Below are 20,949 nucleotides of genomic sequence, written 5' to 3' on the forward strand. Positions count from 1 at the left end.
CGGCAGGGGCGAGCGGGCGGGGGGCGGCGGCGACGCCGCGACCTGCACCGGCGCTACGGCCTGTTCCTTGGCCGCGACCGGTGCCGGGGACGGAGCCGGCGGCGCGGGCTCGGCGGCCGGGACGGCCGGAAGGCTCGCCCGGCGCGGTTCCGGCAGCGCTCCGGCCGTGGCCGGGGCCAGCGCGGGGACGCCGTCCTTCAGATCGGGCCATTGCGAGGCGACGGGTGCGATCCGGGCCGGGCGGGTCCGGGGATCGGCGAGATCGGAGAAGAACGAGAACGCCCCGACGGCGAAGGCGAGAAGGGCGACGCCCCCGCCCGCGACGCCCGCGACGACGGGCAGCCGGAAGCGGGCCTGAGCCCTCGCCTCGGACGGGCGGGTTTCGGACGGATGAATCGCCACCGACATGCGGTCGGCCTCTTGCACGTTGTACCCCTGCAACAACACGGCCTCGGCAATGCGGCGGCAAGATGTCCGGCGGGGCCTGAACAGAATTCAGGCGCCGCCCATCCACATGATTCTAGCGGAATCTGCGGGGCGGCCGAACCTGACCGGAAGGCGCCTGCCGCGGACAAGTCTCGCCCCGATCTGTTCTCGCGGACGATCTTAACGAAGGCGGTTTAACGGAGCGTGTAGCCGGGTCGGCGCCGCGCGCAGTTTTCCGCGGCCGGAGATCGGAGGCCACCGATCATAAGAGAAACATCAGTGGGCCGTGCGGCGCTGCGGCCTGGACCCGGCATGGACATTCGTCCGGGGATCGGCCACGGTGCCGTCCGTGCCGAAAGAGTAGAGATCTGAGACTTTTATCCGATGTCGGCTTGCCGAATTGTCCCGGGCCTGACGGGTCCGCGGCGCCCTCGGCGGACGGTGGTCTGACCGACCGCGAGGGCCCGTGCCGATACCCGCCGCGACGCAACCCGATCTGTCGCCGATGACGGCGCACCCGACGGCCGATCCCAACTCCGACGAGGCGCAGGATCGGGCCGGCGGCGCGGCCGTGCCGTTCTGGGCCGGCTGGTCGACCCGCACGCGCCTGATCCTGGTCGTTCTCGCCATCGATCTCTTCGCCGCCCTGGTCTCCTGCGGCGTGATCGTGCTGACCGCGCGCCAAGCCGTGCAGGTCGAGATGGCGGCCAGCCTCGCGACCGTCGAGCCGTTGGTGGCCGACACCATCCGCTCCCTGCGCAGCCCGAGCCCGGAGAGCGTGCTCCACACCCTCGACCTGCGCTTCCAGGCCCTGCGCCACGTGCGCGTGGCCATCCTCGACGCGGACGGTCGGCGCGTCGGCTTCGGCCCCTCCGAGCAGGGGCGCGAACAGCGCAGGGCGCCGCGCTGGTTCGTCCGGCTGATCGCCCCCGAGCCGCGTCAGCACGATCTGCCCATCCTCGTGCGGGGCGAGCGGATCGGCACCGCCGCGATCACGACCCAGCCCCTCGACGAGATCGAGGAGGTCTGGGGCTATGCCCGCTCGCTGTCGCTGGCCAGCCTGATCCTGAACCTCGCGGTCCTGGCCGCGCTCTACCTCGCGCTCGGGCGCATCCTGCGGCCGCTCGGCCGCCTCGCCGAGGGGCTGACGCGGCTGGAACGGCACGACTATACCGCCCATCTCGATCCGCCCGCCTCCCGCGAATTGTCGGTGATCGCCGAGCGCTTCAACCGCGTGGCCGGGGCCCTCGCCGAGGCGCGGGCCGCCAACGGCCGCCTCAACCGCCAACTCCTCACGGCCCAGGACGACGAGCGCGCCCGCATCGCCCTCGAACTGCACGACGAGTTCGGCCCCTGCCTGTTCGCCCTGGAGGCGAACGCGGCCTCCGTGGCGCGGCTCGCCGCCAGCCCCGGCGAGATCGACCGCGGCCGGCTCGCCGCGCGCGCCGGCGACATCGGCAGCATCGTCGGCCAGGTCCAGGTCCTCAACCGCGACCTCCTCAACCGCCTGCGCCCGCACGGGCTCGGCGAGGTGCCGCTCGCCGACTGCCTCAGCCTGCTCCTGCGCGATTTCCAGCGGCGTCATCCCGAGACCGTCTTCGAGGGCGCGTTCGAGGGGCTCGCCCGCGGCTACGGCGACATCGTCGATCTCACCGTCTTCCGCTGCATCCAGGAGAGCAGCACCAACGCCGTGCGCCACGGCGGCGCCCGCCACGTGCGGGCCCGCGTGGCCGAGGAGACCGACGCGGCCGGCGTGACGATCCTGCGGCTGAGCGTCGAGGACGACGGCACCGGCATCGCACCGGGCCACCGCGTCGGCCTCGGCCTGTCGGGGATGCGCGAGCGGGTCGAGGCGCTCGGCGGCCATCTCGGCCTCGCCGCGGCGTCCCTTGACAACGACACCTCCGGAACCGTTGTCCGGATCACCCTTCCGATCGAACCCGAGCGCGACGGCAGCGAGGTTCCGCCTCCGCCCGCCGCGCCGCAACTCAAGTGATGCGTGTAAGATGAACGCGCCGGTCAGCAGTCCCGTGATGAAAGCGGCGTCGGGCAAGGGCGGCCCCGTCCCCGTCCTGGTCATCGACGATCACCCCATCGTCCTGCAGGGCTGTCGCCGCGTGCTGGAGGATGCGGGGATCGAGACCGTGGTGGAGGCGACCGGCGTCGTCTCCGGCTACCGCGCCTTCCACCGCCTGCGCCCGCCGGTGGTGATCTGCGACCTGACCTTCCAGGGCAGCGGGCTCGCCGGCCTCGCCCTGATCCGGCGCATGCGCGCCGTCGAGCCCGAGACCCGCGTCCTCGTCTTCTCGATGCACAACGATCCGGTCATCGTCTCGCGGGCGCTGGAGGCGGGCGCCCTCGGCTACGTGCTCAAGGACCACGCCTCGAACGAGCTGTTCCAGGCGTTCGAGCGGGTGCGCGCGGGCGAGGTCTATCTCGACCGGCGGCTCGCCACCGAGGTCGCCATGCTGCGCGCCGACCCGCGCCGCACCCCGGAGACCCAGCTGACGCCGCGCGAGCAGCAGATCCTCGCCCGCCTCGCGCAGGGCAAGTCCTACGGCGCCATCGCCGCCGACCTCTCGGTCAGCTACAAGACCGTCACCAACGCCTGCTCGCAGATGCGCCAGAAGCTGCGGGTGCGCACGCTCGCCGAGCTGATCCACGTGGCGGTGACCCAGGCGCAGCGGCAGGGCTGATCCTTTCCCGGAACGACGGAGTTCAATGTTGGCCGATACCGTCTCCGCCGGGCGCTTCTCACAGGAGGCGTGGCAGCGCAACCGCGCGGCCTACGAGACCATCCGGACGATGCCGTTCAACGCCGAACTGGCGGACGGCTCCCTGAGCCCGGAACGCTTCCGCCGCTACATCGTGCAGGACGCCCACTACCTCATCGGCTTCGGCCGGGCGCTGGCGCTCGCCGCCGCCAAGGCGCCGCATCCCGATCGGATCGTGCAGTTCGCCCGCGGCGCCGAGACCGCCATCGTGGTCGAGCGCGCCCTGCACGGCGGCTTCTTTCAAACCTACGGCATCGATGCCGGGACCTTCGCGGCGACGCCGCTCTCGCCGGCTTGCGACCACTACGTGGCGTGGCTGACGGCCGCGGCCTATGCCGAGCCCTACGAGGTCGTGCTCGGGGCGCTCCTGCCCTGTTTCTGGATCTACGCCGAGGTCGGCCGCGACATCTTCGCCCGCGCCGCCCCGGACAATCCCTACCGCGCCTGGATCGACACCTATGCCGGCGAGGAGTTCGGCGAGGCGGTGGCCGCGATGATCGCCGCCGCCGACGAGGCGGCGACAGACGCCGCGCCCGCCCTGCGCGCCCGCATGCACGCGGCCTACGCCCACGCCACCCGCCTCGAATACCTGTTCTGGGACGGGGCCTACCGCGACGTTTCCTGGCCGCTGTGACACGAATCCGGCACCGGACCGGTACATCCTGGCCGTTTCCTTGCACGGTATTGTCACAGCCGGCCGTTGCGCGCGCGCCGGTTTCGCGATTGATCTATGAGGCGCGACGTCGTGCAGACCCTCTCGCGAGGGGCGGGGTCGCCGAACCGGGGGGTTAGGACGGATATGGCGTCAGGCTTGGCGAGCGATCTCTTTCGGATCAAGACGCTGGAACGGCTCAATGCCGACGCGGAAACCGGCGAGAACAAGCTGGAACGCCATCTCGGCCCCTGGAGCCTGGTCGGCCTCGGCATCGGCGCGGTGATCGGCGCCGGCCTGTTCTCGCTCACCGGCATCGCCGCGGCGGAGAATGCGGGCCCGGCGGTGACGCTCTCCTTCGCGATCGCGGCGATCGGCTGCGCGCTCGCGGGCATGTGCTACAGCGAGCTCGCCGGCATGATCCCGGTGGCGGGCTCGGCCTACACCTACACCTACGCCACGATGGGCGAGTTCATCGCCTGGATCATCGGCTGGGATCTCGTGCTCGAATACGCGGTCGGCGCGGCCACCGTCTCGGTGAGCTGGTCGCGCTACGTCACCCGCTTCATGCGCGACACCCTCGGCATCAACCTGCCGGGCTCGCTCGTGCACTCGCCGTTCGAGACCTATCAGCTCGCCGACGGCACGGTGGCGCACGGCCTCGTCAACCTGCCGGCGATCCTGATCGTGGTCCTGACCTCGGCCCTGCTCATCATCGGCATCCGCTCGTCGGCCCGGGTCAACGGCATCGTGGTCCTGATCAAGCTCGCCGTGGTGCTGACCGTGATCGGGGTCGGCCTGTTCTACATCAAGGCGCAGAACTACGACCCCTTCCTGCCGGCCAATACCGGCACCTTCGGCGAGTACGGCTGGAGCGGCGTGATGCGGGCGGCCGGCGTGGTGTTCTTCGCCTATGTCGGCTTCGACGCGGTCTCGACCGCGGCGCAGGAGGCCAAGAATCCCCAGCGCAACATGATGATCGGCATCCTCGGCTCGCTCGCGATCTGCACGGCGCTCTACATCGCCTTCGCGTTCGTGCTGACCGGTCTCGTCCACTACGACGCCATGCGGGGCGACGCCGCCCCGGTGAACACCGCGATCGCCGCGACCCCCTATCCGTGGCTGAAGAGCCTCGTCACCTTCGGCGTGATCTGCGGCTTCTCGACCGTGATCCTGGTGCTGCTGCTGGGCCAGAGCCGGGTGTTCTATTCCATGTCGAAGGACCGGCTGCTGCCGGGCTTCTTCTCGGCGATCCATCCGAAGTGGAAGACGCCCTACCGCTCGAACCTGTTCTTCATGGTGTTCACCAGCGCGCTGGGCGGCTTCCTGCCGATCTCGCAGCTCGGCCACATGACCAGCATCGGCACGCTGCTCGCCTTCATCCTCGTCTGCGCCGGCGTGGTCATCCTGCGCCGCACCCAGCCCGACGCGCCGCGCGCCTACCGCACCCCGCTGGTGCCGTTCGTGCCGATCCTCGGCGCGCTGTTCTGCCTCGGCATGATGCTCTCGCTCGACGGCGAGACTTGGCTGCGCCTGATCATCTGGCTGGCGATCGGCCTCGTGATCTACTTCGCCTGGAGCCGCAAGCACAGCCGCATCGGCCGCGAGGAAGGGGCGCGCGCGACGACGGCGATGTGATCCGTGCCAGGACCGGCCGCTCGCATCACCGCGAGCGGTCGCTTGTCCTGTCATTCGGTTGCGTCATCGCAAGGCGGAGCCGAAGCGATCCAGCGCGCGACCGATCCGGAGAGGTCGCGGACTGGATCGGCACAGCTTGCGCCTCGCAAGGACAGAGGCGAAACCGGGAAGAACGGACGGAATCCGTCTTACCTCAGTCAATTCTGAAGTGGCGTCGCGGCCCGGATCTCGGGCCGAAATGCCGTGGCCTTCGAGCCCTCAAGCCCGGCGGGCCAGCGCCAGCATCGGCGGCTCGGCGAGTCCGACGAGCGGGCGGCCCACCTCGATCGCTTGGCGTTCGCGGGCGATGAAGGCGGTCGGCATCTCGGCCTGCATCTCGGCCTCGACCTTGCGCAGCTGCACGTCCGAATGGGCCGGGTGGAGGTGGATGATGGCGAGCGCCTTGGCACCCGCGCCGCGGGCCAGCTCGACGCCCTTCTGCCAGGTCGAATGACCCCAGCCCTTGCAGCAGGGATACTCGCCCTCGGTGAACATGCCGTCGTAGACGAGCAGGTCGGCCCCCTCGACGAAGCGGCACAGCTCCGGATCGGGCCAGTTCACGCCGTGCTCAATGTCGCTGATCACGCAGAGGCGCTTGCCGCCGTAATCGAAGCGGTAGCCGGTCGAGCCCTGCGGGTGGTCGAGCAGGATCGTGTCGACCTGGATGCCGTCGGCGAAGGTCAAGGACTCGCCCGCCTTGAAGCCGTGATGCTTGAAGGTGCAGGGCAGCACGTCGAGCGTCACGGGAAAGAGCGGCGGCGAGAACAGCCGGTCGAGCGCGTCCTGCGCGCTGGCGCCGTCGAGATTCCCGCAATAGGTGTGGATCGTGTATCCGCAGTTCATCACCGCCGGCTTGAAGAAGGGCAGGCCGGCCGTGTGGTCGAGATGAAGGTGGCTGAACAGCAGGTCGATGTTCTGGGGAAGCGCATCGCGGCAGCTGCGCCCGAAGGCGCCGAGGCCGGAGCCGGCATCGATCACGAACAGACGATCCCCGCAGCGGATCTCCAGGCACGGCGTGTTGCCGCCGAACTCGGCGGTCTCCGGGCCGCTGACCGGCGTGGAGCCGCGTACGCCCCAGAAACGCAGGACGAGGGCGTCGTCCTTGGCTGGATATGGCAGGGTCATCGATCGGCACCAATGCCCGGCCTCATGCCGGGCTTTCTCGGGTAGCAGCGGCGCCGCCGTGCGCATCCGCGCACGTTTTCGCGGCTGTCCTTCGGCCCCTCTTCGGGCACGGAGTGTACAGTGGTGAGATGGGTGCCCGCCATTCGGGTCCATGTGCGTGCTCGCACACGCCGATTTGAGCGAATCCAGGTCAGCGCTGCGCCACCTTCTCAATCGAGGGTTGTGTCCGGTCGAAGTCCGGCGGCGGGATCACCGCCTCGATGGCGGCACGCGCGAGGCTCGGCCATGTCTGCGCGTAGCGCGTGACGGGCGCCGGGAGGCGGGAGACTCCGGCCTCGTAGGACGGCACGAAATCCGCGACGCGCACGGCGAGGGACGGGCTTTCCATGCCGATCCAGGCGGCCCAGACCGCCTCGGGCACGGGCGGCGGGGCGATCCTGCGGCGGGCGGGGATCAGCACGATCTCCTGGCCGGCATAGGCGAGGGCCTCCGGCCGGCTGATGTCGCCCACCGGAAAGCCCTGGCGGATCCGCGCGGCCCAGAAGGCGTGCTGCCCGCCGTCGGAATAGGTCGTGCGCACGGCCGCCGCGCCCTCCTCGACCAGGCCGGCGATGCGGTCGGTCTCGTCCTTGTGCAGGGCGACGAAGGCCGCCTCCTTGGCCGGGTCGGACGAGGGCGCGAACACGTAGCGCCCGCCCGCGACGCTCACGACCGGCTCCTCGCCGGTCGCCTCGAAGCGGTCGGAGCCCTCTTTCAGCTGGCGCCAGAAGGCGATGTTCGGGTCGGTGCGGTGCCGGGCCATGTTCGCGGCGGTCATGCGGAACGGGAAGGACTGGAACTGAAACGCGCGCTGCCCCCCGGAGAACGCTTCGCGAGCAATGGAAAACAGTTCTCCCGCCACCGCGTCCGTCATGGCGAAGCAACCCATGGACGAGCAGACGCCGTGAACCATCACCGCCGAGCCCGTGGAGCCGTGCGCCCGGTCGAAGGCGTTGGGATAGCCGATGTCGAAGGAGAGATAGTAGCGCGAGTTCGGGTTCATCTGGCTCTTGGCCACGGTGTAGAACCCCTCCGGCGTCTGCCGGTCGCCGGTCTTGGTCTTCGGCCCGAGCTGCCCGGACCAGCGGCAGATCGGATAGGTCTTGATCGGCACGTAGCGGCCGGCGGCGTTGCGCTTCCAGACCTCGATCTCGGATTCCCGCTTGTAAGCCCGCAGCACGATCGGCGCGGCGGCGTCGGTCCCGCGCGCCGCCATCAGCGCCAGGGTCGCGGCGGGGATCGGCGCGCTCGCCTTGTCGGCCAGGGCGGCCGCGCTCCAGGCGGCGACCAGCAGCCCGATCAGGGCCGGCGCGAAGGAGCGCAGGCGAGACCTGGCGAAGCGACTCGCGCATCGTCCTGGATCCCGAAAGCCGGCAACCACCTTTCGGAACGATGCGATGGGTCCGTTCGGGGAGAGCATGCACCGTCTCGATCGAGGCCGGAATCGACCGGCGGCGCCCACGGGCGACGAAAACCGGTTCGTGCCCAAGCTTTGGGGCGGTTTTGCGGGAGAGGTAAAGCCGTCAGGCGCTGACCATGGCGGTTTCCTGAGGATCGCCCGTCACCACGGTGTTGCGCTCCACCCGCAGCACGGCGTCGAACGGCGCCTGCCGGTTCAGGGTGGCCTCGTCGGGCAGGCAGACGATGAGGGCCGCCCCCGCGCGGAGCGCCCGCAGGCGCTCGATGCGGGCGGTGATCTCGTCGGGCTTGCGGTCGTCGAGGGAGAGGCCGACCACGAGGATGTCGGGGCGGCGCACGAGGCAGCGCACGAACTCGATCGCCACCCGCTCGCGCGGGCCGATGGCGCCCTCCCCCAGGACCGCGCGCTGGCCCTGGCCCGCCACCGCGACGCCCGCCTCGATCCGTGCCGCGAGGCCGAGTCGGTAGACGGTGGGCTCCAGCCCCTGCTCGGCGAGCACCCGGCGGACCAGGGAGCGCACCCGCCCCTCGGCCCCCGCCTCCCCTTGCGTGATGCGGCCGAACAGCAGGTTCTCCTCCAGGCTCGCGGCCGCGGTGAGCCGGGAGGGATCGTAGAACTCGACCTTCTCGCGGTAGCGCGGCGGCAGCATCGCCGCGAAGGAGTGGCGGGCGGCCACCAGACGCTCCTCGAGCGCGGCGTCGATCAGGCCGAAGCGGTGGCGCGTCTCGCTGTAGCGTAGGGCCAGCCCGATCAGCCGCTCGCGGTCGCGGTGGCCCGCGGGGCCGCGCCGGAAGCCGCGGGCCTCGGGCTGTCGCGCGACCAGATCCTCGAAATAGCCCCGCTCCGCCGCCGGGAAGAGCGAGAAGGTCTCGAACAGCGGGTGATCGTCGGGCAGGTCGGAAAAAATCTCGACGGTGGAGCGGGCGACCTGAAGCCCGACATCGACCAGCGTCCGGGTCAGATCCTCCGCTTCGAGCACGGCGCGCAAGTAGGGATGCGCCGCGAGCCGCCCTTGCGCGAAGGCCGGGCTGACGGCCTCGCCGAACAGGATGTTCTCGCCGATATCCGCCTGGTGGTTGTAGCGGGCCGGGTCGAACGGCTCGACGAGGCGGGCCATGCCCTCGCGGGCCAGCGCCTCGCGCACAGCCCGGCGGGCAGCGACGATCGCCGCCGCGGTCGCGGGATCGTCCTCCGGATCGACGGAGGCTTCCAGGCCCCGCTCGTAGACGAAGGCGTCGAGGCCGGTGAGCTTGAGGATGGCGATGCGCTCGGCCAGGCCCGAGGCCTCCCGGTCGCCGCTGCGGGCGCCGTAGAGCAGGTTCTGGCGCAGCGTCCCCTCGATCAGGATCGCCTCGGAGCCGGCCAGCGCGATCCGCCGGGCGCGCTCGGCGGAATCGAGGGCGCGCAGGTCGATGCCGCCGTAGGTGACGGACCCGGCGGTGGGCTCGATCTGCCCGGCGAGCAGGGCGGCGAGCGCCCGCGATCCGCTGCCGCGATGGCCGACGATCGCCACATGCGCCGGCATCGGCAGAGCGAGATCGACCCCGGTCAGCCGCTCGCCGCTTCCCGGATCGTAGGCGCCGACGCCGCGGGCGACGAGGGCGCCCGCCTCCGGGAACGGGGCGGCCGCGCGGGAGCGGTCGCCCGGCAGGCGCGGATCGAGGGCGTCCAGGGTCTCGGCGATGGTGCGGAACAGGGGGGAGACCGCCCGGTACTGGTTCCACAGCCGGAGGCTGATGGCGACGAGGGCCGCCGCCAGCACGAAGGCGCCGGCCGCGGCGACCAGGGCTCCGGGCAGGACGTTGTCGGCCTCGGTGGCGGCCTCGCCCTGCCACAGGGCGGTGGCGATGAGGAGCGCGGGGAGGATCACGATCAGGGCGAGCGCCGGGGCCCGCGCGTAGGCGAGCCGGGCCTCGGCCCGCACCAGGGCGTTGCGCGCCGCCCGCGCCCGGAGGCCGAGGCGCCGCCGCTCGAACGCCGCCGCCCCGTGGGCGCGCACCGCCGGCATCCGCCGGATCAGGTCGCGCAGGCCCGCCTCCGTCGCGGCGGTGTCGGCGCGCCGCAGGCCGCGACGGGCGGCGGTGCGGCTGGCGAGCAGGGCGCGGGCCAGCCCCACGGCGGCGAGGAGCAGCGCGATCACCGGCACGAGGCGCGGGGCGGCGAGTTCCGCCATGGTCAGGGCGAGCAGGATCGCGGCGAGCGTCAGGCCCGGCACGACGATGCCGACGGCGGCGAGCGAGCCCATCCGCGTCAGGGCCTGGCCGACGAGGCCGGGCAGCGCCCGCAGATCCTCGCGCGCGCCCGGCGGCGAGGCGAGGATCGCCTCGGTGGCCCGGGCCCGCAGCCGGGCCGTGGCCCGTGCCTGGACGGAGAAGCAGAGAAAGGCGACCGCCGCGCCGAGGGCGGCCAGGAGCAGGGCGGCGGCGGCGAGCGAACTCAGGGCGATCAGCGGCAGCTCGGCCGGCGACAGGCTCCAGCCCTGGAACAGGATCGCCGCCTCGCTGCCGTGCTGTCCCGGCAGCGGCAGGGCGATCCGCAGGAACGGCAGAAGCTCCGGGCTGCTGCGGGTGAGGACCGCGATGAGGTCGCGCAGGCACAGCAGCACGAACAGCGCCAGCGGCAACCCCAGACCCACCGCCAGCCCGAGCGCCGCCGCGTGCCGGCGCGGCGACGAGGCGAAGGCGAACCGGACGGGGTTACGCTCCATCGGCATTCCGGGCACCGGGAGGAGCCTTGCCGGGAGGAGCCTTGCCGGGCGGGTTCGCGGCGGTGGGAAGCGGCATCGGGCGAAGGCTTCTGCGCTGTGAGGGGCAAGTCCGGCGGGCAGGCGCGTGAGGAGGCCGTCACGGACCGTCCTCTTCGCACGGAAATGCCGCGGTGCAAGCCCGGCCGGCCCGCGTGTCGCATTGCATTCCCGCGGGCGCGTTGCTCTTTGGTGCGGGAGAGCACATGGCGGGTGGGGCGTGCCGGCGTCTTCCTCGCGAAGGGCCTGCCTTTCGCGCGGGTTCCCGGCCATTCCGTTCGGCGGGCCTAAACCCTCCCTCTCACCGGACGATGCCGGATGGTCGTGCGAGACATTCCAGCGCCTGCCCCGCCCCTTCCCTGCGAAGGCCGCGGGCGCCCGATGGCGGGCGGGTGAGCCGATGAGCGAACGCGTCCTCCAGCCCGCCTCCCAGGCCGGATCTGCGCCCGGATCCGAGGCCGCCTCCCTCTACGGGGCGCCGGTGATCGGGGCCGGCGAGACGGTCTTCTCGATCGGTGCGGCGCTGACGGAGGCGGTGGTCGCGCCCCTCGGCCGTCGCCGGCTCGCCTTCGCCGGGGCGCTCCTTCTCGTCGTCCTCTGGGCCGTCCTGCGCCCGGCCGTGCCCGCCGCCCTCGCCGCGGCCGCGGCCGGCTGGTGGATCGGGCTCGCCGCGGGATGCCTGCTGATCTCGGGGCTGCTGCTGCTCGCGGGGGTCGCGTGGCGCTGCGCGATCGGCCGGCTGGCCCAGACCGCCGCCCTGCTCTGCGCCGGTCTCGCCGCGCTCCACCCGCTGCCGCTCCATTGGGTGAGCCTGGCGGCCCTGTTCGCGGCGGGAGGCGGGCTCTGGGCGGCGGCGCTGCTGCCGGATGTGGCGGTTCTGCGCGACCGCCTCGCCACGGGGTTCGCGACAGGGCTCGCGACGGGGCCGGATCGCCGCCGCGCCCGCCTCTACCGCGCGCTGTCGTCCGGCTGGTGCGGCTCGGCGCTGCAATGGCGTGCCTGGGACCGGGCCTGCCGAGGGTTCGCCCTGCTCGCCATCCTGGCGGCGGTGGCGGCTCTGTTCGATCTCGCCCTGGCCGCGTCGCTTCGCACCGATCGGCACGACACCCTGCTCCCGGTCGCCCTGCTGGTCGAGGCGGTGCTCTCGGGGGCGGGGCTGACCGCCGCGCTCGCCGTGGCCCTGCGCCGGAGCCTCCGGCTCGACGGCCTCATCACCGGCCGCCACCTCGACATCCTGGGACGGCTGATCCTCGCCTTCGGCCTCGCCGCCCTCTATTGCCACGTCACCGAGATCGTCACCGCGCTCCTCTACGGCGATGCGGCCGAGCGGGCCCGCCTGACCCGCAGGCTCCTCGGCGACGAGGCCCCCGCCTTCTGGACGCTCATGCTCGCCGGCCTTCTTTCCACGCAGCTGTTCTGGATCGCCCCCGTCCGCCGCAGCGCCCTCGCGCTGGGCCTGATCGGTGCCCTCGTCACCGCCGGCCTCGGCGCCGACCACGTGCTCGCCGCGCCGATCGGAACGGCGGGGACCGACCTCGCGGGCCTCTCAACCGCGGCGGCCGGGGCCATCGGCTCCGCCGGGCTGTTCGCCCTCGGCCTGCTCCTCCTCTTCCGTCTGGTGCCGCCGGTCTCGATCGCCGAGACGCGGCAACTCGCCCTCGCCCACAACCCCGGCGCGGCGTTGCGGGCACCGCGGGCCGGGCTCGATGTCCGGGACGAGCCGTCGCCGGGTCGGGAGCCTCGGCCGGGCCTTCTGGCGGTCTTCGCCTCGGAGGCCGAACTGACCGAGGCGGTGCGGGGGCTCTGGGGGCCCGACGCGCCGTCGCGACTCGATGCCTTCGGCCCGGTGCCGATGCCGGAGGCCTCGGCCGCCCTGCACGCGCGGGAGCCGAGCCTGAACCGCTTCGCGCTGTCCGGCGCCTTCCTCGGTGCCGCGGCCTTCCTCGCTGTCCGAGCCATGGGCTTCGCCGACGCGATGCCGGGGGGGCTCGCCGACGTCGCGGCCCTCGCCTCCTCGGCCTCCTGGCCGCCATCTTGGCCGCCCTCCTGGCCAGCCGCATGGCCGGCGACTTGGCCGGCGACTTGGCCGGCGACTTGGCCGACCGCTTGGCTGCCCTCCTGGCCGCTCGCCTGGGCCATGGCGGCGGTGCCCGCCCTCTCCGCCGCGGCGATGGGCGGCGTCTTCGGGCTCGGGATCGCCCTCGTCGCGGCCCTGAGGATCGGGCGGAGCGGCCGCGTCCCGCCCTCCCCCCTCGCCGGACGCTTCGTCCTCGCGATCGAGCCGGCGACCGGACCCTCGGGGGCATCGTTCAACCCGGCCGCCCTCGCCCGGCGGCTCAACGCCCTGCCGGCGGCGGCCGGGCGTCCCCTGGCGCTCTACGACCCCGCCGCGTCGGGGCAGCCGCGGTGAGTGCCGAGGAGAAGGGCGGGGCCGCGCGCAAGGCGGCGGGCGCGAAATCCGCCGCCGGCTACTTCCTCGATCCGGCCCGCCGCCCGGCGGCGGCTTTCGCCGCGGGACTCCTCTGCCTGCTGCTGGCGCTCCACCATGCCGGGCTGCCGCGGCTCGCGCCCTCGTATCTCGCCGCCTGGACCTGCCTCCTGGCCCTGCCCGCGGGGGCGCTGCCCGTCGCCATCATGATCGAGCGGGCGGATGCGTGGCGCCCGCAGCCCGAGACCGCCCTGCTGGAGACCCTGCGCGGCCTGCTGGTGCTGATGCCGGTGGCCGCGATCCTCGCCCTGCCGATCCCGTTCGCCGCCGCCCTGCTCTACCCGGCCCCGGGCAGCGCCGGGCCGGACGGGCCGCTCGTCCTCCTCGGCAACACGCCCCTGTTCCTCGCCGGCCGCCTCGGCCTCTACTTCGCGCTCTGGACCGGGCTCGCCCTCCTCTTCGCCCGCCGCGGCGGCGAGCCCTGGGCCAAGGCCGGACGGATCGACGACGGGCGCGCCGTGCTCGGCCTCGGCCTCCACACCGTGGTCGGCACGCTGGCGGCCGGCGATCTCGTCATGGCGGCCGGCACCGATCCCGGCCTGCGCTTCCACGCCAGCGCCTTCGGCCTGCTGGTGCTCGCGGCGTGGTCGAGCCTCGCGCTGGCCGCGGCGATCCTCCTCGCGCCGCCCGATGTCGGGCCGGCCCGGCGCCGCCACGACCGCCTGACCCCGCTCGCCGTGCTGCTCCTCGTCTGGGCCGGCCTGCACGCCGTGCAGTTCCTGATGCTCGGCGCCGCCGCCGACCCGGCGGCCGCCGCGTGGTACGGTCTGCGTTCGAGCTTCTACGGCCGCGTCCTGGCGCTCACCGCCGCCGCCGTCGTGGCGCTCGCCGCCGTCCTGACCCTGCGCCCCGGCGAGAACCGGACCCGGCTCGTGGCGGCGCTCGCGGTGGGGGTCCACGGGGCCGAGCTGTTCTGGTTCGTCACGCCGGCCTTCCGCGGCGGCTTCCGCCTCGGCCTCACCGACCTCCTGGCGCTCGCCGGCCTCGTCGGGCTGGCTCTGGGGCTGGCGCCCGCCGTCCGGCGCCTGATCCCGGGGCTCGCCGTCACCCCCGCCTGGCCGGGGCGGGAGCGCGGGAGGGGGCGCATGGGCGCGGCGGCGGGGGATGCCCGCCGCAAATCGGTTGTTCGCCCTCCCGAAGCTTCCTAAGTTTGCTCATCCCCCTCGATCCTGCGCGAAGCGGAAGACCCCGGCGACCATGTGCGAACTGCTCGGAATGAGCGCGAATGTGCCGACCGACATCCGCTTCTCCTTCGCGGCCCTGGCCCGGCGCGGCGGCGAGACCGGGCCACACGCCGACGGCTGGGGCATCACCTTCTACGAGGGGCGCGGCTGCCGCTCCTTCCACGACCCGGAGCCGAGCGCCCGCTCCGAACTCGCCAAGCTGCTGCGCCGCTACCCGATCAAGAGCCGCATCGTCGTCGCCCATGTCCGCAAGGCCAATCGCGGGCGCGTCAGCCTGGAGAACACCCACCCCTTCTCCCGCGAGCTCTGGGGCCGGCCCTGGACCTTCGCCCATAACGGCCAGCTCAAGGGGGTGAAGCGGCTGCCCCTCGGCCGGTTCGAGCCGGTCGGCACCACCGACAGCGAGCACGCCTTCTGCTGGATCCTCTCGCAGCTCCAGGAGCGGTTCCCCAAGCCGCCGCGGGCCGCGGCCCTGGAGGCGGCGATCGCGGAATGCGCTCTCACCCTGTCGGAGCTCGGCGTGTTCAACATGCTGCTCACCGACGCCCGCGTGCTCTACGCCCATTGCGGCAAGAGGCTGTGCTACCTCACCCGCCGGGCGCCCTTCGGCACGGCGACGCTGATCGACGAGGATTGGCGGGTCGATTTCGCGCAGGAGACCACCGAGGCCGATATCGTCACCGTGATCGCCACGCGGGCGCTGACGCGGGACGAGACCTGGACCGAGCTGGAGCGCGGCGACACCCTGGTCCTCACCGACGGGGCCGTGCGGGTGATGAAGGGCGCGACGCGGCGCCGGTCGCGGCCGGCGCCCGAGATGCGCGGCGCGGCCTGACCCAGCCGGTTCCGGCCGGGAGACCCGGCAAGGCAACCGCTCGAAGCTGCTTCGGCAGCTTCGCGCCAAGGGGCACGACCAAGAGCGCCGCGCGCAGCGGGCTTTTCGGGGCGTCAGCCCCGGAAAGCGTCGAGCGGAGCGAAAGCCTGAGCCCGCGGAGGCGGGCGCCGGCGACTGAGGCCGGTAAAGAACCAGGGTGATCGCTTTCGAGCGATTGCCCTGGAAGACCCGGCCGGCACGGCCGATCTGCCGCATTCACGCCGCAGGATCGACGGATCATCTCACCCTTCGGACGACGGCCGACCGTCCGGTGTGCAAGCGTGGCAGTATTTCGCGCGGCGCGGGTGTGCGGTGCGCGGCCGATGCGCTACAACTATGTTAAACGCCTCGCCGGGGCGGTTTCCGCGTGCTGCGATGCCCCGCCGATTGCCGAAATGACCCGATCGCGAAGTACCCGATGCGCAACGATACCGAAGCGACCCTGGATCGTCCCGCGATGACTGACGGCCGTCCCAAACTCTCCGACTCGATCCGCAGCCATCTCGGCGATCACCTCCGCAGCGTCTACGACACGCTGGGCGCGGGCGAGGACACGCCGGTCCGCTTCTCCGAGCTGATCGGCAAGCTCGAAGCGGCCCTCAAGGCGCAGGGCGAGCGGGTCGATCCCGATTTCCGCAACGGCCTGCTCGCCGCGGTGCCGTCCCTGCGCGCCTTCGCCCTGTCGCTGACCTCGAACCCGGCCCGCTCCGACGACCTCGTGCAGGACACCCTGCTCAAGGGCTGGCAGCACCGTGCCCGCTTCCAGCCGGGCACCAACCTCAACGCGTGGCTCTTCACGATCCTGCGCAACATCTTCTACTCGGACCATCGCAAGCGCGTCCGCGAGGTCGAGGATCAGGACGGGTCCTACGCCGCCCGCCTCGCCACCGCGCCGCATCAGGGCGACCGGCTCGACGTCGAGGATCTGCAGACGGCGCTCGCCAAGCTGCCGCCGGACCAGCGCGAGGCCCTCGTGCTCGTGGGCGCGGAAGGCGTCTCCTACGAGGAGGCCGCGACGATCATGGGCTGCAAGGTCGGCACGGTGAAGAGCCGCGTCAGCCGCGCCCGCGGCCGCCTCGCCGAACTTCTCGGCTACGACGAGGAGGATCTCTCCTCCGACCGCTTCATCCAGTCGGCCATGCCCGACGCCTGATGCCCGACGCCTGAGGCGCGGAGCCGGCCACTCGGACCGCATGCGGCGCAGGCCTCGGCTCGAACCGGCGTCGCATCAAAATATCTCGAGAAACGCCTCCGGATCCTGTTCGATCGTCGCGAGCAGCGCCCGCAAAAACGTCGCGAACTCGGAGGCGACGTGGTCGATCGTGTCGGGATCGTGGGTGAAGGCGATCACCTGGCCGACCCGGCCGGCCGCGCTCGGGCTGAGGTCGATCATCCGCAGGAGCGGTCCGCCGCCGAAGCCGGCGAACGGAAGCCAGCCATCCTGGAACCGGCCTGACCGGATTCGGTCGTCGCGCGGGGCTGCATCCTCGTCGGTCCCGCGATAGCTGGGCGCCCGCCGCCTCAGCCCGTCCCGCGCCTCGCGCGCCGCGGCGAGCGACAGGAAGCGATCGGGCGTCAGGAAGCCGGGCTTCATGAACAGCGCAGCGTCGCCGCTGCCGTCGCAGGTGCGCCAAGCGGTACTCAGCCCGGCCGGCAGACCGCAGCCGATCTCGACCTCCGCTGACGCGAGGGCGGCCGCGTCGCAGCCCGGTCCGAGCAGGACCGACCGGCCGTGGCACTCGTGGACGGCGCGAAGCGCGTCCGCGTAGGCCGGAAACTCCACGTGGAGACCTCGTTCCCCGGTCGTGGAAAACCGGCCGGCAGGGTGCTCCCGCCGGTCCGATTCCGATCAGGCGGCCTTGCGCCGACCGCCGGGCTTGCGGCCCTCGCCCGAGGCGGTGCCCTTGCGGCGCGGCTCGGGCGGCGCTTCCGCCACCACCTCGTCCACGGGCGCGGCGGCCTTCGCGGACGACTTGCGACGCTGCTGGCCGAGGCCAAGATCCTTCGCCAGCGCCGAGCGCGCGGCCGAATAGTTGGAGGAGACCGTCGGATAGTCGGCCGGCAGGCCGTAGCGGCGGCGATAGCCCTCGATATCGAGGCCGTGCGTCGTCAGATGGCGCTTGAGCGTCTTGTAGGGTTTGCCGTCGATGAAGGAGATCAGGGCGTCCGGCGTGATCGACTTCTTGATCTGAGCCGGCGTGGCCCGCTCGACTTCTTCCTCCTTCGGCGCCTGCGGCGCCGACAGGGCGACGAGCGCGGCATGAACCTGAACAATCAGGGCCGGGAGTTCGGGCGACGGCAGGGAGTTGTTCGAGACATAGGCCGAGACGAGGTCGGCAGCGAGTTCGATACGATCGTGTTGTGAGACCTGACTTGTTTCTGACATTGTATGTGACCCTGTTTGCCCCTCGTTCTTGTGAGCTATAAGGATCTAGAAAACTTTCAAGGCCGTTTCTACCTGTTTTCCCGGAAAACGACTGCAAAATCGAGAAAAAGCCTCGCTCTGGCCGATATTGTCAGCGATCAGACCGGATCAGAGGGCAGAATGGGGTTTCTCAAGGTGGTGCGCGCAAGCTGAGGTTCGCCCCGAGACATGAAGAGCGGTGTCTGATTCGGCCATTCAACAAATCGTGAGAGGCAAATCCGGGCTAATCCCTGATCTCAGTCGATGGAACCGGCCAGCTTTCATGGAATGCGGCAGGTCCAAGATCGTTCGTTCCCGTCGGTGCGGCCGAACTCTATCGGCCCCGGCCGAGGTTACATGCCCGGCATCGTCATCTCTTCGTCCTCGCGCTGGACGGCGGCGCGGCGCGGCCTGCGCCTCTCCGGCCTTTCCGGCAGCGTGCAGCGATAGACCACCGCGTCGGGCGGTCCGAGCGTGGCGTGGAGCGGGACCGTGACGGTATCGCCGGAGAAGCGCCAGTTGCGGGTGCCGCGATCCCAGTAGAGCCACACGGTGGTGTCGTGGCCCTTCACGTCGAAGACGGCGGCCTTCTTCGACATCGCCCGGAGGGTGCGCGGCTCGTACAGCCCCTTGCGGCGATAGGCGTCGCGGGAGGCCTCGTCCAGGCGGTCGACGAAGGTGTTCTGGACGATCTGCAGGGTCGCCCCGGGCTTGCGGAGAAATTTCTTGAAATCGCTCAGAGATCGCAAGACCACGGGCATGGCGTCCATCCAATCGTCAAGTCACGGACTCATCCTGCATTGTGCGAGCGCACCTTAGTTCCGCCGAGATGACGGTTGTTCCTCATGTTCAAAGGTGGAATCGGGCGATATCCACCGGAAAGCGGCGCTGTCCACAGGAGTCGAAGACTCTCGGCTTGGCTGTTCGCGGTGCCGGCGGTTTCGTCGGACGGGCCCCGGCTTGACCCGCCGGGCGGGCTCGGGCGTTTAGACGCCATGCTGCTGCGATTCTTCACGGGCCTGCGCGAGGCCCGCGTGCCGGTGTCCCTGCGCGAGTACCTCACCCTGCTCCAGGCGATGGAGAGCGATCTCGCCGACAAGCGCGTGGAGGAGTTCTACTTCCTCGCCCGCACCGTGCTGGTGAAGGACGAGTCCCATCTCGACCGGTTCGACCGGGTCTTCGCCGCCGTCTTCAAGGGATTGGAGACGCTGGGGGAGGCGGTCGAGCCCGCCGCCATCCCGGAAGAGTGGCTGCGCAAGCTCGCCGAGAAGTATCTGACCGAGGAAGAGAAGGCGGAGTTGAAGGCGCTGGGCTGGGACAAGCTGTTCGAGACCCTGAAGCAGCGCCTCGCCGAGCAGAAGGGGCGCCACCAGGGCGGCTCGAAATGGATCGGCACCGGGGGCACATCGCCCTTCGGCGCCTACGGCTACAATCCCGAAGGCATCCGCATCGGCCAGGACGGCAACCGCAAATTCCGCGCGGTGAAGGTGTGGGACCGGCGGGAGTTCAAGGATCTCGACGATTCCCGCGAACTTGGCACCCGCTCCATACGGGTGGCCCTGCGCCGACTGCGCCGCTTCGCCCGGACGGGGGCGGCCGAGGAACTCGACCTCGACGGCACCATCCGCGAGAGCGCCCGCAAGGGCTTCATCGACGTGAGGCTGCGCCCGGAGCGGCGCAACGCCGTGAAGGTGCTGCTCTTCCTCGATGTCGGCGGCTCGATGGACTGGCACGTGGAACTGGCCGAGGAGCTTTTTTCGGCCGCGCGCTCCGAATTCAAGCACTTCGCGCACTACTACTTCCACAACTGCCCCTACGAGGCGGTGTGGACGCAGAACCATCGCCACCACGACGAGCGCATCCCGCTCCTCGACGTGATCCGCACCTACCCGTCCGACTACCGGGTGGTGTTCGTCGGCGACGCCTCCATGAGCCCCTACGAGATCGCCCATCCCGGCGGCTCGGTGGAGCACTGGAACGAGGAGGCGGGCGAGGTCTGGCTCGGCCGCGTGCTCGATCACTTTCCCAAGGCGGTCTGGCTCAATCCCGTCCCGGCCGAGCACTGGGCCTACACCCAATCGATCGGCATGGTCCGCCGGATCGTCTCCGACCGGATGTTTCCGCTGACGCTCGAAGGGCTGGACGGGGCGATGCGGGCGCTGCTGCGATAGGCCGACCGGCAGAGCGCCCCGATCCGACGCCTCAGCCCTGGCGGGCCGGGGTCGTCACGACGAGGCCGTCGAGTTCGGGTGTCACGCGGATCTGGCAGCACAGGCGCGAGGTCGCGCGCACGTCCGAGGCGAAGTCGAGCATGTCCTGCTCCATCGGCTCGGCGGGCCCGACCTTGTCGGCCCAGGCCTCGTCCACGTAGACGTGGCAGGTGGCGCAGGCGCAGGCGCCGCCGCACTCGGCATCGATCCCCGGAACGTTGTTGCGGATCGCCGTCTCCATGACGGTCGAGCCGACCTCACCATCGATCGTGCGGGCCGTGCCGGCGTGATCGACGTAGGTGATCTTGGGCATACCTTGCTCCGGGACGTGTCGGCGTCCGCCTGCGATCCTTCGAGGGGCGGTGTGGCGCCTGCTTGCGGGCGGCGGCGCAAGAATGCAAGCGGCAAGCGGGCGCTTTTCCGTCGCGCCGACGGCGACGGCGGTGAAGGCGCGCGCATCCCCGATCGCCGGCCCGAGCGCCCGGACCGCCGTCGCCCGCCGACGGCAGTCTCGTGCGACCGGCATCGCACGCCGAAATCCCGCCCGCTCACGCCTCCAGGCCGAAGGCGCCGAGCGTCTCCAGCGTCCGCGCCGCGGCGCTCCGCAACGCGTCCAGATCGGCCGTGCCGTCACCGCGAAGCCCGGTCTCGACGGCCGCGCTCGCCTCGGCGACCCGCATCGCCCCGACGCCCAGGGCCGCGCCCTTGAGGGTGTGGGCGAGGTCGGCCCGCTCCCCCGCCGGGCGCCCCTCCTCCGCCAAGGCCGGCAGCAGCCGGCGGCACTGCTCCTCGAACAGCGTCAGAACCTCGCGGGCGAGATCGGCATCGCCGAAGGTCTGCGCGTCGAGATGGGCGCGATCGAGCAGAGGGGCGAGCTTGTTCTCGACGTCCACGTCCGTCCTCATCGACTGCGTTATAAACGGCTTTCGGCAC

General features: G+C 71.6%; 17 protein-coding genes and 1 pseudogene. 9 read left to right on the forward strand and 9 right to left on the reverse strand.

Going from position 1 to position 20,949, the window contains the following annotated elements:
- A pseudogene (locus ABS772_RS03545) lies at positions 1 to 408 on the reverse strand (hypothetical protein); the annotation flags it as partial.
- A 484-nt stretch (positions 409 to 892) separates the two neighbouring features.
- Between ABS772_RS03545 and ABS772_RS03550 the strand changes: the two are divergent.
- From ABS772_RS03550 to ABS772_RS03565, 4 genes are all read left to right on the forward strand, one after another.
- Entirely contained in the window at positions 893 to 2,422 is a 1,530-nt protein-coding gene (locus tag ABS772_RS03550) for an ATP-binding protein (RefSeq protein ID WP_350392222.1), read from the forward strand.
- Positions 2,423 to 2,432: 10 nt separating this feature from the next.
- Positions 2,433 to 3,122 (forward strand): response regulator transcription factor, encoded by a 690-nt coding sequence (locus ABS772_RS03555; protein WP_238256541.1) that lies wholly within the window; start codon positions 2,433 to 2,435, stop codon positions 3,120 to 3,122.
- Positions 3,123 to 3,150: 28 nt separating this feature from the next.
- Entirely contained in the window at positions 3,151 to 3,834 is a 684-nt protein-coding gene (locus ABS772_RS03560; protein WP_350392224.1) for a TenA family protein, read from the forward strand.
- A 165-nt stretch (positions 3,835 to 3,999) separates the two neighbouring features.
- Positions 4,000 to 5,490: an amino acid permease gene (locus ABS772_RS03565; RefSeq protein WP_350392226.1), complete on the forward strand. Its 1,491-nt coding sequence runs from the start codon at positions 4,000 to 4,002 to the stop codon at positions 5,488 to 5,490.
- Positions 5,491 to 5,748: 258 nt separating this feature from the next.
- Here ABS772_RS03565 and ABS772_RS03570 read toward each other — a convergent pair whose 3' ends face one another.
- The 3 genes from ABS772_RS03570 to ABS772_RS03580 form a co-directional block, all read right to left on the reverse strand.
- Positions 5,749 to 6,654 (reverse strand): MBL fold metallo-hydrolase, encoded by a 906-nt coding sequence (locus tag ABS772_RS03570; RefSeq protein ID WP_350392227.1) that lies wholly within the window; start codon positions 6,652 to 6,654, stop codon positions 5,749 to 5,751.
- 190 nt (positions 6,655 to 6,844) lie between these two features.
- The gene (locus ABS772_RS03575) at positions 6,845 to 8,113 is read right to left on the reverse strand and encodes a murein L,D-transpeptidase family protein (protein WP_350392229.1); all 1,269 of its coding nucleotides are present in this window, start codon (positions 8,111 to 8,113) and stop codon (positions 6,845 to 6,847) included.
- A 103-nt stretch (positions 8,114 to 8,216) separates the two neighbouring features.
- Entirely contained in the window at positions 8,217 to 10,820 is a 2,604-nt protein-coding gene (locus ABS772_RS03580) for an ABC transporter ATP-binding protein (RefSeq protein ID WP_350392231.1), read from the reverse strand.
- A 436-nt stretch (positions 10,821 to 11,256) separates the two neighbouring features.
- Here ABS772_RS03580 and ABS772_RS03585 point away from each other — a divergent pair, with 436 nt between their 5' ends.
- The 4 genes from ABS772_RS03585 to ABS772_RS03600 all read left to right on the forward strand — a co-directional run bounded on the left by ABS772_RS03585 (position 11,257) and on the right by ABS772_RS03600 (position 16,555).
- On the forward strand, positions 11,257 to 13,266 hold the full coding sequence (locus ABS772_RS03585; protein WP_350392233.1) for a DUF3341 domain-containing protein: 2,010 nt from the start codon (positions 11,257 to 11,259) through the stop codon (positions 13,264 to 13,266).
- Complete coding sequence (locus ABS772_RS03590) at positions 13,263 to 14,492, forward strand: hypothetical protein (protein ID WP_238257731.1); 1,230 nt, start codon at positions 13,263 to 13,265, stop codon at positions 14,490 to 14,492. Before ABS772_RS03585 ends, ABS772_RS03590 begins: the two co-directional genes overlap by 4 nt.
- Before the next feature lie 49 nt (positions 14,493 to 14,541).
- The gene (locus ABS772_RS03595) at positions 14,542 to 15,363 is read left to right on the forward strand and encodes a class II glutamine amidotransferase (protein WP_238257733.1); all 822 of its coding nucleotides are present in this window, start codon (positions 14,542 to 14,544) and stop codon (positions 15,361 to 15,363) included.
- Positions 15,364 to 15,820: 457 nt separating this feature from the next.
- Complete coding sequence (locus tag ABS772_RS03600) at positions 15,821 to 16,555, forward strand: sigma-70 family RNA polymerase sigma factor (RefSeq protein WP_026105399.1); 735 nt, start codon at positions 15,821 to 15,823, stop codon at positions 16,553 to 16,555.
- 75 nt (positions 16,556 to 16,630) lie between these two features.
- Here ABS772_RS03600 and ABS772_RS03605 read toward each other — a convergent pair whose 3' ends face one another.
- From ABS772_RS03605 to ABS772_RS03615, 3 genes are all read right to left on the reverse strand, one after another.
- Positions 16,631 to 17,185, reverse strand: a complete 555-nt coding sequence (locus tag ABS772_RS03605; RefSeq protein ID WP_350392236.1) for an SMI1/KNR4 family protein — start codon at positions 17,183 to 17,185, stop codon at positions 16,631 to 16,633.
- 66 nt (positions 17,186 to 17,251) lie between these two features.
- Positions 17,252 to 17,788: a MucR family transcriptional regulator gene (locus ABS772_RS03610; protein WP_350392238.1), complete on the reverse strand. Its 537-nt coding sequence runs from the start codon at positions 17,786 to 17,788 to the stop codon at positions 17,252 to 17,254.
- 371 nt (positions 17,789 to 18,159) lie between these two features.
- Complete coding sequence (locus ABS772_RS03615; protein ID WP_350392240.1) at positions 18,160 to 18,567, reverse strand: hypothetical protein; 408 nt, start codon at positions 18,565 to 18,567, stop codon at positions 18,160 to 18,162.
- A 234-nt stretch (positions 18,568 to 18,801) separates the two neighbouring features.
- On the opposite strand from ABS772_RS03615, the gene ABS772_RS03620 reads away from it, so the two are divergent.
- A complete protein-coding gene (locus ABS772_RS03620) occupies positions 18,802 to 19,977 on the forward strand; it encodes a vWA domain-containing protein (protein WP_350392241.1) in 1,176 nt (391 codons plus the stop codon).
- Positions 19,978 to 20,008: 31 nt separating this feature from the next.
- Here the strand turns inward: ABS772_RS03620 and ABS772_RS03625 are convergent, their stop codons facing one another.
- Together ABS772_RS03625 and ABS772_RS03630 are read right to left on the reverse strand one after the other, a co-directional pair.
- A complete protein-coding gene (locus tag ABS772_RS03625) occupies positions 20,009 to 20,329 on the reverse strand; it encodes a 2Fe-2S iron-sulfur cluster-binding protein (protein WP_108942160.1) in 321 nt (106 codons plus the stop codon).
- Positions 20,330 to 20,564: 235 nt separating this feature from the next.
- Positions 20,565 to 20,909, reverse strand: a complete 345-nt coding sequence (locus ABS772_RS03630) for an Hpt domain-containing protein (protein ID WP_350392243.1) — start codon at positions 20,907 to 20,909, stop codon at positions 20,565 to 20,567.
- Between the last annotated feature and the right edge of the window lie 40 nt (positions 20,910 to 20,949).

The organism is Methylorubrum podarium, assembly GCF_040270385.1.
Taxonomy (GTDB): domain Bacteria; phylum Pseudomonadota; class Alphaproteobacteria; order Rhizobiales; family Beijerinckiaceae; genus Methylobacterium; species Methylobacterium podarium.

Excerpts from the sequence above, each read along its gene's own strand:
- ABS772_RS03580 (WP_350392231.1), bottom strand. The coding sequence starts at position 10,820 with ATGGAGCGTAACCCCGTCCGGTTCGCCTTCGCCTCGTCGCCGCGCCGG.
- ABS772_RS03625 (WP_108942160.1), bottom strand. The coding sequence starts at position 20,329 with ATGCCCAAGATCACCTACGTCGATCACGCCGGCACGGCCCGCACGATC.
- ABS772_RS03575 (WP_350392229.1), bottom strand. The coding sequence starts at position 8,113 with ATGCTCTCCCCGAACGGACCCATCGCATCGTTCCGAAAGGTGGTTGCC.
- ABS772_RS03555 (WP_238256541.1), top strand. The coding sequence starts at position 2,433 with ATGAACGCGCCGGTCAGCAGTCCCGTGATGAAAGCGGCGTCGGGCAAG.
- ABS772_RS03585 (WP_350392233.1), top strand. The coding sequence starts at position 11,257 with ATGAGCGAACGCGTCCTCCAGCCCGCCTCCCAGGCCGGATCTGCGCCC.
- ABS772_RS03610 (WP_350392238.1), bottom strand. The coding sequence starts at position 17,788 with ATGTCAGAAACAAGTCAGGTCTCACAACACGATCGTATCGAACTCGCT.
- ABS772_RS03600 (WP_026105399.1), top strand. The coding sequence starts at position 15,821 with ATGCGCAACGATACCGAAGCGACCCTGGATCGTCCCGCGATGACTGAC.
- ABS772_RS03565 (WP_350392226.1), top strand. The coding sequence starts at position 4,000 with ATGGCGTCAGGCTTGGCGAGCGATCTCTTTCGGATCAAGACGCTGGAA.
- ABS772_RS03620 (WP_350392241.1), top strand. The coding sequence starts at position 18,802 with ATGCTGCTGCGATTCTTCACGGGCCTGCGCGAGGCCCGCGTGCCGGTG.
- ABS772_RS03595 (WP_238257733.1), top strand. The coding sequence starts at position 14,542 with ATGTGCGAACTGCTCGGAATGAGCGCGAATGTGCCGACCGACATCCGC.
- ABS772_RS03615 (WP_350392240.1), bottom strand. The coding sequence starts at position 18,567 with ATGCCCGTGGTCTTGCGATCTCTGAGCGATTTCAAGAAATTTCTCCGC.
- ABS772_RS03570 (WP_350392227.1), bottom strand. The coding sequence starts at position 6,654 with ATGACCCTGCCATATCCAGCCAAGGACGACGCCCTCGTCCTGCGTTTC.